General features: G+C 37.0%; 12 protein-coding genes. 2 read left to right on the top strand and 10 right to left on the bottom strand.

What is annotated here, in order from left to right; genetic code table 11:
- The first annotated feature begins 65 nt into the window (after window positions 1-65).
- Window positions 66-917: a manganese catalase gene (locus IV80_RS07625; protein ID WP_057751744.1), complete on the top strand. Its 852-nt coding sequence runs from the start codon at window positions 66-68 to the stop codon at window positions 915-917.
- Window positions 918-1186: 269 nt separating this feature from the next.
- Here the strand turns inward: IV80_RS07625 and IV80_RS07620 are convergent, their stop codons facing one another.
- Both IV80_RS07620 and IV80_RS07615 read right to left on the bottom strand, forming a co-directional pair.
- Window positions 1187-2500: a PTS sugar transporter subunit IIC gene (locus tag IV80_RS07620; protein ID WP_057751742.1), complete on the bottom strand. Its 1314-nt coding sequence runs from the start codon at window positions 2498-2500 to the stop codon at window positions 1187-1189.
- Window positions 2501-2509: 9 nt separating this feature from the next.
- A complete protein-coding gene (locus IV80_RS07615) occupies window positions 2510-3880 on the bottom strand; it encodes a glycoside hydrolase family 1 protein (protein WP_057751739.1) in 1371 nt (456 codons plus the stop codon).
- Between the two features lie 130 nt (window positions 3881-4010).
- On the opposite strand from IV80_RS07615, the gene IV80_RS07610 reads away from it, so the two are divergent.
- Window positions 4011-4751, top strand: a complete 741-nt coding sequence (locus IV80_RS07610) for a GntR family transcriptional regulator (protein WP_236699590.1) — start codon at window positions 4011-4013, stop codon at window positions 4749-4751.
- A 275-nt stretch (window positions 4752-5026) separates the two neighbouring features.
- On the opposite strand, the gene IV80_RS07605 is transcribed toward IV80_RS07610, so the two are convergent.
- The 8 genes from IV80_RS07605 to IV80_RS07570 all read right to left on the bottom strand — a co-directional run bounded on the left by IV80_RS07605 (window position 5027) and on the right by IV80_RS07570 (window position 16249).
- Window positions 5027-6709, bottom strand: coding sequence for a glycoside hydrolase family 13 protein (locus IV80_RS07605; protein WP_057751737.1), 1683 nt, complete (start codon window positions 6707-6709; stop codon window positions 5027-5029).
- Between the two features lie 12 nt (window positions 6710-6721).
- Window positions 6722-8092: a lyase family protein gene (locus IV80_RS07600; RefSeq protein WP_057751734.1), complete on the bottom strand. Its 1371-nt coding sequence runs from the start codon at window positions 8090-8092 to the stop codon at window positions 6722-6724.
- A gap of 18 nt (window positions 8093-8110) precedes the next feature.
- On the bottom strand, window positions 8111-8590 hold the full coding sequence (locus IV80_RS07595; RefSeq protein ID WP_057751732.1) for a PTS sugar transporter subunit IIA: 480 nt from the start codon (window positions 8588-8590) through the stop codon (window positions 8111-8113).
- A gap of 41 nt (window positions 8591-8631) precedes the next feature.
- The gene (locus tag IV80_RS07590) at window positions 8632-9132 is read right to left on the bottom strand and encodes a hypothetical protein (protein WP_057751730.1); all 501 of its coding nucleotides are present in this window, start codon (window positions 9130-9132) and stop codon (window positions 8632-8634) included.
- A gap of 16 nt (window positions 9133-9148) precedes the next feature.
- Window positions 9149-9910, bottom strand: coding sequence for a MurR/RpiR family transcriptional regulator (locus IV80_RS07585; protein WP_057751727.1), 762 nt, complete (start codon window positions 9908-9910; stop codon window positions 9149-9151).
- A gap of 64 nt (window positions 9911-9974) precedes the next feature.
- Entirely contained in the window at window positions 9975-11858 is a 1884-nt protein-coding gene (locus tag IV80_RS07580; RefSeq protein WP_057751725.1) for an alpha-glucoside-specific PTS transporter subunit IIBC, read from the bottom strand.
- Window positions 11859-11970: 112 nt separating this feature from the next.
- A complete protein-coding gene (locus tag IV80_RS07575) occupies window positions 11971-13314 on the bottom strand; it encodes a 6-phospho-alpha-glucosidase (RefSeq protein WP_057751722.1) in 1344 nt (447 codons plus the stop codon).
- Window positions 13315-13639: 325 nt separating this feature from the next.
- Window positions 13640-16249 (bottom strand): glycoside hydrolase family 38 N-terminal domain-containing protein, encoded by a 2610-nt coding sequence (locus IV80_RS07570; RefSeq protein ID WP_057751720.1) that lies wholly within the window; start codon window positions 16247-16249, stop codon window positions 13640-13642.
- Window position 16250: the final 1 nt, after the last annotated feature.

The following is a 16250-nucleotide window of genomic DNA, read 5'->3' as shown; positions in this document are numbered from 1 at the left end:
TTTCCGTTCATTTAGTTTGATTTCTAATCGTTATTATTAGATATTAATATTAAGGAGGCGATTTAATGTTTTATCACAAGAAAAAATTACAATTTGAAGCAAAACCAGATGCACCTAACCCACTCTATGCCAACTACATTCAAGAACTCATCGGTGGCCAATATGGCGAAATGTCAGTAGCCATGCAGTATCTCTTTCAAGGCTGGAGTTGTCGTGGAGAAGAAAAATATCGTGACATGATCATGGACGTGGCTACCGAAGAATTAGGTCACGTCGAAATGTTGGCCACCATGGTTGCGCGCTTATTGGAGGATGCCCCCGTTGTTCAGCAAGAAGAAGTGATGAAGCAGGATCCGATGGTACAAGCAATTCTGTCTGGGATGAATCCCCAACACGCAATTGTCGCTGGTTTAGGTCCTCGTCCTGCTGACAGTGTAGGTAATCCTTGGAGCGGCGCTTATATCATTGCAAGCGGTAATCTATTAGCTGATTTTCGTGCTAATTTAAATGCCGAATCTCAAGGCCGCCTGCAGGTTGCTCGCATCTATGAAATGATTGAAGACCAAGGCGTCCGGGACTTGCTATCCGTATTATTAGCGCGTGATAGTTACCACCAAAACTTGTGGATGGCTGCCATTAAAGAACTTGAAGAAAAAGAAGGTAGTATTTTGGTTCCAACCACTTTTCCTCGCGATAAAGAACGGTTGGATATCGCCTATGATCTTTACAATTTCTCTGATGGAGAGGCAAGCAAGGATGGCGCTTGGGCAAAGGGTGAAGCATTAGATGGTCAGGGTGAATACAAATGGGTAAAAACGCCTAAACCTGAAGCTAAGGCACCTAAACTCAAGCCTGTAAGTCCTAGAATGTATGGTACCCCTGATTTACCCGACCAAGTTGGCTTTATGAAAGAATAGGTTTTCTAAAGAACCACACCAATCTGAGCACATTGGTGTGGTTTTTGTTTGCAATGATAACCCCTTAGCCGAAGCTGACATATCACATGCCACACATCAGTTAAGAAAATAAACGCCGTAATTGGATTAACAACAAGAAACCATTATTCTCGTCATTAACTAAACACCCTGAAAGGCCTGCTTTTTTTCATAAAAACAAGACCATATCGTGATGACATGGTCTTGCTCAATTCTCTTAATTATTTTTTCTCTCACGTTACTAACTTTAACTAATTCTCTTCTTCTGCCTGACGCATCATGACCCGTTCAGAAATCTTCATAAATGGTAAATAGAAGAAAATCCCGAAAAGAATGGAAATTAATTGAACCACAACGGCGCGCCAATCACCACCAGTTGCCAAAAATCCGTTAATCAAAGGTGGCGTTGTCCAAGGAACCATCACCACAGTTCGGTTCATAAAACCAACTGCTGTACAGAAATAAGCAAACAATAAGGCAATTACCGGTGTTAAAACAAATGGAATTAACAATGGCAAATTAAACACAATGGGATAACCATAAATAACCGGTTCATTAATATTGAATAATCCCGGGACAAATGATAATCCGGTAATTTGACGACTTGATTTCATTCTTGAAAAAATGATTGTCGCAATTAGTAAACAAATCGTACTTCCCGTTCCGCCAAACATTCCAAATGTATCACGAAAAACACTTGTAATGATGTAAGGCACGTGATGACCGGCAGCGAATGCCTGCATATTCTTATTGGTATTAATCAAAAGGACTGGGTCAAGCAATGTCCCATTAATGACAGCTTGATGAATACCAAAACCAAACAATAGGTTACCGACACTATAGATCAACAAGAAGCCCGGTAAACTGGTGTTTACACGTCGTAATGGTTCTTGAATAACCATGGTAATCAACTTAATCATGTCTGTATGTGCCAACACAGTTAATAATGCTGCAATAATAGCTAGTAAACTTAAAACCACAATTGTTGGAATTAACGTCATGAATGAATCGCTAACAGCTGGTGGCACATTCTCACCAAGGTTAATCCGGAATTTCTTTACACGGGATAACCTGATGAATAATTCCGTTGCCACTAAACCAATAATAATACCGGCAAACATACCCGTAACACCAACATTTGAAAATGATAAAAATCCCGTAATATTAACTGACGCTGTTTTTCCAGTCGGAACGGCTTGCAGTGTAACCGGCATCATGACAACCAACCCTGCTAGTGAAATAATCGCTGACCCTAAAACGTTATTGAAACCACGATTTTTCGCTAAACAATACCCAACTACCGGGGCAATCAACAATCCCGCAATATTTAGCGTGCCATTAACCAGCAAATTACCAAATGTTTGAAAATTAGCTAATGTCGTTCCTTTGAAAAACAATGTAAAAATCACATTATTAATAAGAACCCCTATTCCAGCTAAAATAAATAACGGCATAATCATCGCAAATGCATCTCGTAAAGAACGCAAATGAATTTGATTGCCAATTTTTATAGATACCTTGGTAAAATTATCGATAAATTTCTTACCAATCCCATTACTTTTCATATTTGCACCTCACCTTAATTCTTTTTCTTCTGCAATCATTTTCTTAAACCAGTAATAACTTTTTTTAGGTGTTCTGCTTAAATCACGAAGATCATGATTGCCCCGATTGACATATACTAGTCCGTAGCGTTTCTCCATATTCCCAGTCGAACTTGGAATATCAATCAATCCCCAACCAAGATAACCAATCACATCAGCGCCATCGATTTGCATGGCATCTTTCATAGCCTTGATATGTTCTTGATGATATTGAATACGATAATCATCTTGAATTTCATGTTCACCATCCCAGACCTCTTGCGCACCAATCCCATTTTCTACTGGAAAAATTGGAAGTCGATAACGATCAGCCATTTTGGCAATACAATTACGAAAACCTTGGGCGTCAATCTGCCAGCCATATTCTGATGTTGCCAAATTGGGATTCAAGACTTTTCCTTGACTCATATAATAATTGGGCGCCACATTGGGTGCGATCTTTGTGGCATCAATTACTAAGCTATAGTAATAACTAAATGCTAAGAAATCACTTTTAACATGGTTTAATTGGTGTACCTTATCTTCAAGTTGATTGACCAGATCTGTTAATCCATTGGTTTTCATAAATTGAATCACTTCACCAGATCGTTTGCCAGTCGCGAAAAAGGAAAGAAAATCTTCGTTAATAAACTCATTGGCTTTACGTGTAACCATTACATCTTGTGGTTTGGGTGTGTTGGGATACATTTCTTGATAAGCAACCATGCCGCCTACCTGTAACCCATCAAAAGTATGTACATAGTCTGCAATTTCAGCATAAGCAATTAGACTATTAGTTGCGATTTTGTATTGATCTGCCACACTTTTTGGTCCCTTTAAATAGCCACTATTTTGAAAACCTTCTTCAAACATCGTGCAATTCTGTTCATTAAAAGGAATCCAGTACTGTACCTTACTTGCCAGCGCTTTAATAACTATTTTAGAAAATCTGACAAACGCATCGCGCACATAATCGCTAACAAACCCATTTTCTTTTTTGGCAAGCGCCAAGGGCATGTCAAAATGATATAAACATACTACCGGTACCAAATTCCGTTTTAAAAGTGCCTCCACGAACTGAATATAATAATCAAGTCCTGCTTGATTCACCTCACCGTCACCAGTTGGAATTACTCGCGACCATGAAATCTGGAAGCGGTAACAATTCATGCCAGCATTTTTCATTAAATCAAAATCTTCTTCATAGCGATGATATTCATCAATGGCAACTTTCCAGTCAGAAGAAGTTGCTGTGGCTTCTTTCACATCATACACGGATAGCCCTTTGCCATCTTTATCCCAGGCTCCTTCGGTTTGCATACTCGAAACCGAATTCCCCCACAAAAACTTTGAATTTTTCATTGCCTGCCTCCTTTATGATTATCATTTTAACTCATATTTTAAATTTGTAAAGTCAAATATTTATATTGATAACTCAAATAATTCATTTGGATAAATAAATTAATATGCTAAAATTATCATTAGGAAGAGGGTGTGCCTTATCAGTCAATATAATCAAATTGCAAATACGCTAAAAGAACGCATAAAAAATGGTGATTACGTAGCGGGTCAACATCTTCCCAGTCAAAAAGAATTGGCTGATGAATTTCATACCTCACGTGTCACCATTCAAAAGGCACTTGATGAATTATCAAATGCCAATTTAATTTTGCGTCGGCAAGGAAGCGGCACAACCGTTGCTCCCAATTCACGCTCAACGCTTGATATTCTATCTAGTCAATATGAAGGAACCACCAAATTATTTGAGGGTCGTGGAAAAGTAACCACAAAGGTGCTTAAATTTGAAATACGATTGCCGTCTGTCCATGAACAAAAGCGGTTATCAATTTCTGATTCCACCCCTGTTTACGATATTCTTCGGTTACGAAATATTGACAACGAACCCTATGAATTAGATCATTCGATCATGCCGTTATCCGTTATCCAAAACCTAACCGAGAAAATTGCTAGTGGTTCAATTTACACATTTATCGAATCAACTTTGGGCTTAAAAATCGGTAGTTCCATTCGAAAAATCACAGCAGATGTTCCCAGAAAAAATGATCAGGACTATCTAAAATGCACACACAACGAACCAATTCTCCAAGTTTCTCAAACGGTTCATTTATCGGACGGCCGACCTTTCGAATATTCGCAAACACGCCATCGTTATGATAAAGGCGGTGTAATTGTAGTCAACAATACGTTGAGTAGTAATGGGTTACAGATTTAAAAAATCCATAAATTCAAAAAAAGATCCGTTAGAAATTAATAATTTTCTAACGGACCTTTTTATAGAAATGTTTTTATCTATTAATTAAGCTTTCCATTCGACTGACGGGATGGTATTGCCTTCAAATTGCCACTTAATGTAAATGTATTTTCGACAGGTACCATCCCGTTATATCTGGCATTGGCAACTATTTTAATAAATTCATTGCTTGCCGGCAAACTAAGTATTTTGCATATCAAAATCTTAGAATATTTAAAAGCTATTGAGAAATCATATCATTCTTCGTAATAATATACTTTTGCTTCATACGGTCTCAAGTCTCTTTTTAAGTCATCATCGTAGTTGCTTAATAACAACCTACTTTTTTGATCATTATAAACCTTATAATTTCTTTTAATCACATGACTCGTAAAATTGGTAACTATAAATAAATGCTGCTGATCTAGTTGTCGTTCATATGCAAAGGCCTCATTATCCTTTGGATCTAATAGCGAGTAGTTTCCATAAACAATAACATCATATTGGGAGCGTAATTCATTCATCTTTTTATAAAAATAATAAATTGAATTTGGATCATTCAAAGCTTCCGAAACGTTAATTTGTTTATAAGCAGGATTAACTTTAATCCAAGGATTTCCATCTGTAAAACCGGCATTTTTAGTTGCATCCCATTGCATTGGCGTCCGTGCATTGTCACGGGAGGAATGGTGAATATAAGCCATCATTTGTTGTGCAGAAATTTGTTTTTTATCTTCAACAATTTCATGATATGCATTTAGTGTCTCTAAATCTTTGTAATCAGCTATATTATCAAAATGAACGTTCGTCATGCCAATTTCTTCGCCTTGATAAATATAAGGAGTCCCTTGCATAAAATGTAAGAGCAACCCTAACATTTTTGCAGATAGCACACGATATTTGCTGGAGTCATTTCCGAATCGGGAAACAATACGCGGTTGGTCATGATTATTCCAATATAACGAATTCCATGCTTTTCCATTTAAAGCAGTTTGCCAACGTGACATTACCCCTTTTAACTCAATCAATGAAACCTTGTTAGTGCTCCATTTTCCTAGACCACTTTGACTCCAATCTAATCCCATATGTTCAAATTGGAAGACCATCTCTAGTTCGTGGCGATCAAATCCTGTATATTTAATCGCATCCTGCGTTGAAGCAGAGGGCGTTTCTCCCACTGTAATGACATTATATTTAGACAAGACCTTCTGGTTCATTTCCTGCAAATAGTCATGGACTTTCGGGCCATTAGCTACCCAACTCATGGCGTCTTCAACAGCTGTTTTAGAAGCATTAGGATCATCTGGAAGCCCCTGCTTTTTTGAAATTAGATTAATAACATCCATGCGAAAGCCGTCAACGCCTTTGTCTAACCAAAACTTCATGAGATCGAATACTTCTTGACGAACTAAACTATTATCCCAGTTTAAATCTGGTTGCTTTTTTGAAAAGAGATGAAGGTAATATTGCCCAGTCGTTTCATCAAATTGCCAAGCAGATCCACTGAAGTTGCTCTTCCAGTTATTAGGTGGATTACCATTTTTAGAATCTCGCCAAAAATAATAATCTCGGTACTTATTCTTCTTACTTTTTCGACTCTCCATAAACCAGTGGTGTTCATCAGAAGTGTGATTTACCACCAAATCCATCATTATCTTGAGGCCTTTTTCATGAGCTAAAGTCAAAAGCTGATCAAAATCTTCCATAGTCCCAAAATCAGTCATAATTTTTCGATAGTCAGAAATGTCATATCCATTATCATCGTTAGGAGAAGCATATATCGGATTCAACCAAATAACAGTAGCACCTAAATTTTTAATATAGTCCAAATGTTGGATAATTCCTTGCAAATCTCCAATACCATCGCCATTAGAATCTTGAAAGCTGCGTGGATACACTTGATAAACTACTGCCTCTTGCCACCAATGTCTTTGCATGATTTACGACTCCTCCTAATCTAAATATAGTTGTTTTAGAATAAACGATTGTTCTCTTGCCTTTTTTGCTTGCCCGACGGCAATTTCAGCCGATAAGCCAATGTAGTTTTGAGGATCTAACATATTCCGTATTTCTTCATCAGAAAAATACTTTAATAGTTCTAAATCAGATAAAGCAAGATCTTGAAATTTTAAATTTTTTTCTTTTGCATTTTTAACTAATTCACACACAATCTTATGTGCCTTACTTCGACCGGCGACACGTGTCAAATTGATCATAACATTCTCTATATTATCCAAGCCATGCGTTTTATTTGCGTTCTTCCACATCTGATCTACATTTATTTGTAACGTTCGAGTTAACTCCTCAGCTTGTGATAAAATTTTACTTACTAGACTTAATGCTTCGTGTAACTGACCATCCAAAAACATGTTAGTCGAACTATCCGCCTCAAACGGTTTTGCAGAAGCATAATAAAGAGGTCCCACAATGGCATAAAGCTTTTCGGAATTTGCAATAATGTTTCTTGAAAATTTGGGACTCTTCACATTTTCAACCATATTATTGCCGATCTGTTGGCACATCCCCAATTCGGAAAGTTCGTCAAATTCTTCAATTGAAGTTAAATAAACTTCCTCGGCAATTCGATTCAGAGGATTAACTAACATGGCAACTTCATTAATATATTCCAGAATATTAGCATGGATATTACGTGCAGGAACATCCATAGGTGTCAGTCCTAAAATACTTCCCACACGATTATTCAATTCAGGCCCTTTTTCACCTAGCGCATTGTATGCACCAACCGTACCGCCACACATTGAAGTAAATCCATTATTGTGAAAATTCTTCAATCGTTGTGTAGCACCAAGAATGTCGGAAATCCACGTAGCTACTTTGAAACCAAATGTTATTGGAACTGCATGTCTGTCATAAGTTCTCCCGGGCATTACGGTTTCACTATACTTTTCTGCTAACATGGCTAAATTTTCAAGAATATTAGAAATAATAATTAAGAAGCGACGATTGATTTCTTTAGCAATTAATAATTCTCCTGTCTGTCGCACATTTTGAGTTGTAACGCCAAAATGTACATATTTGCCTGCCTCTCCACAAGCCAAGCTAAGCTCCTCAACAAACGGATAAAAATCATATCCCTGTTGGAGAAAAAGTGCATTGATTTTTTCCCAATTAATATTTTGATACTGCGCCTTTTTTTCAATTGCTTTTGCGACATCATTAGGAATAATATTCAATTCACCTTGCGCTTTTGCGATTGCCTTTTCAACTTCAAGCCAAGAGACATACATGGCATCTTTGTTCAGCAATTCACTTATCCCATAATCCTCTAAATTAAGCTTATTAGAATTTACGACCTCTGACATCTTATCCCCGACCTTGCATTATTTATATTTAATGTCTCCCACATTATCTCCATGTTGCACACTACTTTTAATAACTTCTGGAACTTCATTAATTAAATCCATATTGGTATAAACAACTACGACAGTTGCTTCTCGTCCAGAAGCTTTGACAGCTTCAATATCCATTTTTGAAAGTAATGTGTTTTCGGATATTTTCTGTCCTTGTTTGACATAACTCTCAAATGGTTTTCCTTTAAGATCAACCGTATCCAATCCCATATGAACCAGTACTTCTAAACCTTTGTCTGTTGTAATTCCAATTGCATGTTTTGTAGGAAAAATCGTAGACACTACTCCGCTAACGGGTGAGTAAACTTCATTCGTAGTCGGCTCAATTGCATAACCATCACCCATCATCTTCTGAGAAAAAACATCATCTGTAACTTCTGTAATAGGCTCCAACTCTCCATCTACTGCAGCTACTACAAGCTGCGTTTTTTTCTTGCCAAATCCAAACATTTAAAAACCTCCTCATCTTAAAAGCCAAAAATCTACTTATCTTAAAGGGATATTTTCAATAATAAAAATGAACAAAATATATAAATCACGGCACCCATAATCAATGGAAATAGTTGTTTTGAATTAATAAATACTCTGCTTTTAGTTGATATTTCTTTACTTGTAAACAAAGTAACCACACCTAATACCAAACATAGTATGTTTCCAACTAATAGTTGAAGAATGCTTAAATAACCAATTATTCCTTGAAATTTTTTTCGATCATGTAATAAAGTGTCCCTTTCCATCCAGAGAATGTAGGCAAAGATGACGTCCATCGTTGAAATGATAATCATAACTGTGTTAATTGGATTTTTATCCAGAAACGTTCTAAATGTGACTTGGGTTATATTAGCTAAAAAGCTCACGTAAAATACATTCACAAGTGCAAATAATGCTAGAGCACCAATGTAAATATTTAGTGACTTTTTTGCATTATAGTTTAGAGCACGAATAATTTTCTTTCCAATTTTCAAAAAAATATTATTTTTATATGTTGTCATCTCAATAGCTCCTTATCTACTTATTCTTTAGCCAATCTGAATATCCCATCACCAACAAATCGTTTAGTACATACAATCCTGTAAAGAAAATTTCGACATTCTTCAAATTCGAAACTTTCTTTTCGACGACACTATAATACAAGTTAAATTTGCACATTTCTGCCAATGAATTCTGTTTGAAAGGCGTAAACGAAAGTGTAGTAATATTTCTGATTACCGCAAGTTTCAAACTTTTCAGCAACTGTTTATTATTTCCACTGTATGAAATTACCATCAATAAATCATTTGACTTCATTCGTTGTAGCGCCATTTCAAGTTCATCCACGGCAGCCGGCAACGCAAAAACCTTTTTACCTGCTAAAAAGAAATTTCTCTGTAACTGCTCGGAAATGATTTCTTGTTCCCACCCTGTGGAATAGATATAAATATCTTCTGCTTCGTCCAAGCTAGCATATATCTCATTCATTTTAAGCGATTGGAACTGTTGTGTTGCATTTGTGACCGCTTGTATTGTTGCCTCCATATAATTTGTTTCTGGTTCTACTGGGGTTTCGTTCATTTCTTCACGTAAAATGAATTTGAGCTGATTGAATCCATCTAATCCGATTTTTTTGGCAAATCGGAAAACAGACGAACGTGAGACTAAACATTTATTGGCCAACTCTGAAATGCTCATTCGTGCTACATCCATTTTATTGTCAAGAATAAAATCAACAATAGACTTTTCAGTATCATTTAAAACATCAAACTGATTATTTACATACTCTTCAAACTTCATTAATACGCACCCACTCTATTTCTCTATTTGCTCCCGCAAACACAGTATATCAAGTCACAACCCGTCATAATTGTGCAGCCATTGTGTGTGCATAAACATCATGATCCTTAATCTGAATAGTAATTTGGTTACCATTCATCTCGACATCCGTGATTCCTAAATCAAGGCCTAAAAATACTTCCTTAGTATCGACCTGCGCTGGATCAACTACAGATACAACAACACCATTCTCGCTATCCTCTACTTTTTCAACGTTATTGATTGTGCCAACAGAGTCGAGAATTAGGCTTGCATTTTGTTGCATTGGTGTTGTTGCCTGAACAGGTGCTTCATCTGTTACATCATCATGTGTGGTTACACCGACTGGACCACTAGATAAATCCTGCATATTTTCAAGTACTTGCGCAACATCTAAGCCAACGATGACTTGAACAGCTTTTCCGTGGTGCACAACCCCAACTGCTTTATTGGCCTTAAACACCGAATCGGGCGAAAGCTTGTCTGGATCCTTAACAGTAACACGTAGACGAGTGGCACAACTTGTCATTTCTTCAATATTTCCGCTGCCACCCAAACCTTCAAGATAAGCTGATGCACGATCGATATACGGATTGTTTGAAGCTCCGGTTGATTTTTTGGCTTTATATTCTTTTTTATTAATCAACTTAGTATCTTCACCATCGGCTTCACGACCAGGTGTTACAAAGTTGAAACGTTCAATCATGATTTTGAAAACGAAGAAATAAATAACTGAGAAAATTAACCCAATCACTATTTGTGTGACCCAGGTTTGCCAATGATTTGCCCACAATGGAATCCAGTTCTCACTGGCAAAGGCAATAAAGCCACCATCAAATTGTCCAACAACTCCAAACGCATACATAACTGCATCAAGTGTCGCGGCTAAAAATGAATGAACGAACCAAAGTACAGGTGCGGCAAACAAGAATGTAAATTCAACTGGCTCAGTGATTCCGGCAAAAAACGAAGTTAATCCAGCCGGGATAAGTAAAGCTGCAGTTTGCTTTTTTCGATTTTTTCTTGCGGTGGCGTAGAAAGCCAAACAAATTGCCGGAATACCAAACACTTTTTCATTTCCAAATAACTCAAATCCCATTGAAGGCGCCAACGTCTTTAATGGTTGAGTACTTGCAGCAAATTCTGTTAAGTGTTTCAACCACCATGGTTGTAAACCACCAGCGACTGCTGCAGGACCATATTGGAATGGAATATAGATGAAGTGATGGAGACCGGTTGGAATGAGCACACGTTGTAAGAAACAATATACCCAAACACCAACAACTCCAGAAGTACGCATAAATCCTTGTAAACTAGCAATGCCCAACTGGACTTTTGGCCATACAAAACACGTTACAATCGCTAATAAAATCATGCTAACGTAACCAAGAATTACAACAAATGCTGAACCTTGAAATGTTCCGAGCCAATCAGGTAACTTTGTATCAAAGTATCGATTATGTAACCACACAACAATTCCAGCCACGATCAATGCACCAACAATACTAGTATCCAGTGTCTTGATACCTGCAATCATTGTTAAGCCACCATTAGTTGAATTAGCCACAATATCTTTTGCGTAGTTATTAACACCGAAGAACGGTCCCCATTGACTTAAAATTGCACCAACGAAATAATTAAAAGTTAAATAAGTAACTAAGGACTCTAGTGCTGCGCGTCCTTGGGATTTTTTTGCTAAACCAATTGGCAATCCAACTACAAATAGTAAAGGAATTTGCCTAAATATAGTCCAACCCCCTTCTTCAATAACATACCAAACTCCATACCAACCAGTTCCTGGTTGAGCTAAAGTTTTAAAAATCTCAGGATTGGTAAACAAGGAACCAAATGCAACAACTAAACCAGCAAACGAAAACAACAGTACCGGAACAAACATGGCTGCTCCGAATTTTTGTAATTTTTGCATCATAAGAGTTCATCTCGATTTCTTAAATTTAATAATTTTCAAAAATAAGAGGAAAAGCTCCAATATTTACTACTATTGATAAACTTTCCCTCTCTTGTTGTCATTAAGTTTTCAATTACTTAAGTTCTGGCCAGTAATCCTTATTGGCAACGATCATATCATCAAGAATGTCCTTAGCAACACCTGCGTCAGGAACAATCTTACAAAGACTAAATGCTTCCCATAGCTTTGTATAAGAATGTTCTTGCCAAGCGTCAACAGCTAATTTCTCTACACTATTTTGTTCAGTAATCATTCCTTGTTGATAAGTTGCTGCTTTCCCCATTGATAATCTTTCCGGACCGTTTGCGCCAAATAAGCATGGAACTTCAACAGTAGCCGTCGGATCAATGTTTGAAATAGCTCCTTCGTTTGGAATAATTGCTAACATACGCTGATGCGTGTTATAAGCGATAGCGGTACATAGATCTACAATGTACGTGGAGTGTTCGTCTGGTTTAAACTCTGTATCTTTTGCAGTCCCTGCATCCACAATGCGCTTACATTCTCCAAATACCATCTTTTGACGATGTGCTTCAACTTCATCAGTACGTGTATAATTTGGATTCGAATGTTTCACAACCCATGACGGATACATGTAATACTTCAAGTAAGTATTTGGTAATGTTGTAGGATCCAGCTTGTAAACATCTGCTGCTTTCTTAAATGTTTCTTCCCAGCTTTTTTCAGTATGGGCATCATAATCACCGCCAACCCAGTAGCCGTTTTTAGAAACATATTCCTTCAATTTTGGCATCATATCGTTACCTTTTTTATCAGTAACTTCTGTCCACCAGCCAAAGTGGTTTAAGCCATAATATCTGAAGTCCAAATCGTTACGATCTTTAAAACCAAGAATTGCTGCCATACGATCCATAATGTCAATCGGCATATCACAGATGTTAATAATCTTTGAATTTGGACGTTCACGTCGAGTTGCTTCCGCAACGATTGCAGCAGGATTTGAATAGTTCAACATCCAGGCATTGGGCGAGTATTTTTCCATATAATCCACTAATTGAATCACTCCAGGAATTGAACGTAATCCATAAGCAATACCGCCAGGGCCCGTTGTTTCTTGTCCTACAACACCATGTTTCAACGGAATCTTTTCATCTTTACTACGCATTGCATACTTACCAACTCGAATCTGGGCCATAACAAAATCAACGTCGGTAAAAGCTTCTTTAGGATCCGTAGTTGCTTCAAACTCAATTTCAGGTGCTCGTTCCTTAATTAGGATTGCAGTAGCATCTGCAATCTTCTTTTGGCGTTCGCCATCATTGTCATAAAATTTCAGCTTGCGAAGTGGAAATTTATCTAAGCCATTTAATAACGTTAAAACAATTCCAGGTGTATAAGTACTACCACCTCCTGCAATTAAAACAGAAAATTTTCGATCATCTTTTTGTGCAACCATGTGAAACTCCTCCATTCAATTTTGCGTTTTTTAAAACGCTTTCATTTGATTACAAGGACATTATCACATCGCAAACGTTGCTAATCAAGGCGTTTCAGACATTTAGGAATCCGTTTCGTATTTGCAGTTTCGTTTCATTTTCTGAAATATTTTTCAAAAATAATTTCCTATTAAATCAAGGTTTCCTGCTTAATCTAGTTACTAATTTAAAGTATCTTGAAACGTTTTTGCAATTGCTGTCTTATTTAGATTTTCCGTTTTTTATTCTTCAATTAAAAATCCCTGAAAGCTTTCAAGCTTCCAGGGATTCATCGTACCTTGTCTACTAGTACGTCAACTTCAAAGTTAACATATTATATTTACCAATCGTTCCGTCAAATTCAACAGGTTCTTCTAAAGCATTCACAGCTACACCGCGTTTCAATAACGTTTTTGGAATCTTTATTTCTTCATCGGTTGGATTCTGAATTCTGACAACAAACTTGTCATCGTCTGAATAGGCTGGATAAACAGCAGAAACAAGAAGACTACCGATATCAATTACCGAACATGTTGCAGGAAGTGTAGGCTTATATTCCGCCTCCCAAATCTTGTTATCTAATCGATTAATAAATAAATTCAACTTTTGCAACTGATAAGAAACAGATGGCGATAACCATCGGTGAATCTGCTGGCTTACCTGCTGCTCTGAAAAGGCATCTTCTTTAAATGCTAATGCAAATACAAATTTATTTTCTCCAATCTCCTCAGCTAAAGGTGTTTCCATCATTACATGACCCTGATTAGTCGTATCACCAGACGCACGTCCTGGCCGCCAAGCCAAATTAGGTTTTCCTAATTGTCCTGTTGTTGCCATTAACGTAATGTATACACTCTGTTTACGTTCTTCGTACTCTTTCATACCTTTTCCGAAGAAAGTCATTTGTTGTGAAGCATTAGCTATCGTCACAGCTTTATCAAAGTTAAAAATATTTACTGGCTTTTCTACAAATTCCTTTTGCCAATCAGCACTGATCTTTTGATTAGTCGTTTGGACAAATCCATCTTGAATGTGCGCAAATATTTTTTGATTATCAATCTGAGGATTTAACTTTAACCGTAACCTATGAGAATAAATTTGATTATCAAAACTTAATTGGCCATTTAATAATCCTTGATCATCAATACTTAGATTAATTTGATATTTTACAGTTTTCTCAATAGGTTCGGTTGCCACCCTGTCTTCTAGATGAAGTGGCAACTTACTGGAACCGTCTATAACTAATATCTTTGCCTTATTTCCAACCACCTTAGTGTGTGCATTTTGGAACTTAAGCAGCCGTTCTTTATCACCTTTTAAAGGTGAATAATCATACGTATCGCCGGCATTTCCCGAATCTACCAATTGTATGAAATTGGTAATTTTATGAATACCATTCGTATAATTTATTTGACCATTTTCGAAACTTACTCGCTGATTACCTGATTGAATATAATTTGATCCACTTTCAACAGTAACGAACTCATTAACTGCCTCATTTGTTTCTGCAAAATGAATAACTTTGTATCCCAATGGCGGTAGATCAATTTTCCCTTCAAAAGTCATCTGAAAATATTCCGGTTCATCAGTATATTCTTGACCTCTTGGTGTCATCATTAAAATATGGTGACGAACAGGGAAATGCTTGCTTTTTACGATGACAGCTTGTTCCAAGCCATCGAATTTAATGTTCTTAGTACTTGCAACCACACTAATTTGCTTGCTACCTACATAGCGGGTTGTATCTGTATTAAAGATCAAAACGTCATGATCGCCTAGTTTCAAAAATTCTGCAATTTTCTTCTTGATCATATTTTCGATTCCGTCGGCGATTTCATTAGCCTCTTTAAAGCGGTGCTGAATGTCAATTGCAACGTTGTCCGAGACACTGCCACCTAAGGTATCATGTGCTTGGCATTCCAGTAGCTTTTTCCATAACTTTATAAGTAAGCCATTACCAATTTTGATTCCATTTTTACGTGCAATAACCATCAAAGGTTCTACTCTGCGTAGAATTTTTTGTTCTAGATAAAAATTAGATGTTTTAATCTGATGTCTTACAGACCCAATTGTGCGATGTACACGAGCATAAGTTGGTAATCTCAACTCTCCTTGATATTCGGGTAAATCATTACGATTTCGTAATTTAGCAATATATTCTGGATAAGAACTAATAACAGTGTGATTTTCACTTAATTTATTGAGCTTCGCCACTGTCTGACCAATGTTCTTAACGATATTCATCTGATCGATTCCAGAGGGCATAAGTACTTCATCATTTTTAAAATGTGTCATTTCAAATTTGGCAGCCGGATCGAAACGTTTCTCGACAAACTCGCCCAGTTTACGTTTTGATTCCACATCAATTTGTGCAGTAAAGTAGCCAAACGGAAAGTTGGCCGCGTAAACTTCTTTTCCAGAAAGTCCTCGCCACTTAAAATAAACTGAATTCATTTGTCTCTTAAAATTGGTACCTCTCCAAAAAACAAAATTATCAATACCAACCTGCTGAAGTAATGTTGGCATCTGTGCGTTGAATCCAAAAGTGTCAGGGAGATAACCAACCATCATTGGATTACCATACTTAGCCTGGGTATCTTTAATACCAATTATCAAATTTCGTAAAATAGACTCTGAATCTGGAATTAATGCATCTGTTTGCGTGTACCAAGGACCAATAAACAATCGACCCTCCTTAACTAATTTTTGAATTCTTTCTTTTGCTTCAGGATGAATATCCACATATTCGTCCACAATCGAAGTTTGTCCATCTAAACAAAAATTAGCATCCTGATGCGATTCTAACTCATCGAGAACCTCAGTAAACAACTGGTCACTTAATACCAATGCATCCATAGTTGTGAAATACCACTCTCGGTCCCAATGCGTGTGGTTAACGAGATTCGTCTGCGTCATA

This window comes from Pediococcus cellicola (genome assembly GCF_001438655.1).
GTDB classification, from domain to species: domain Bacteria; phylum Bacillota; class Bacilli; order Lactobacillales; family Lactobacillaceae; genus Pediococcus; species Pediococcus cellicola.
The sequence above is the reverse complement of the archived record's forward strand: the minus strand, read 5'-3'. Positions and strand labels throughout refer to the sequence as shown.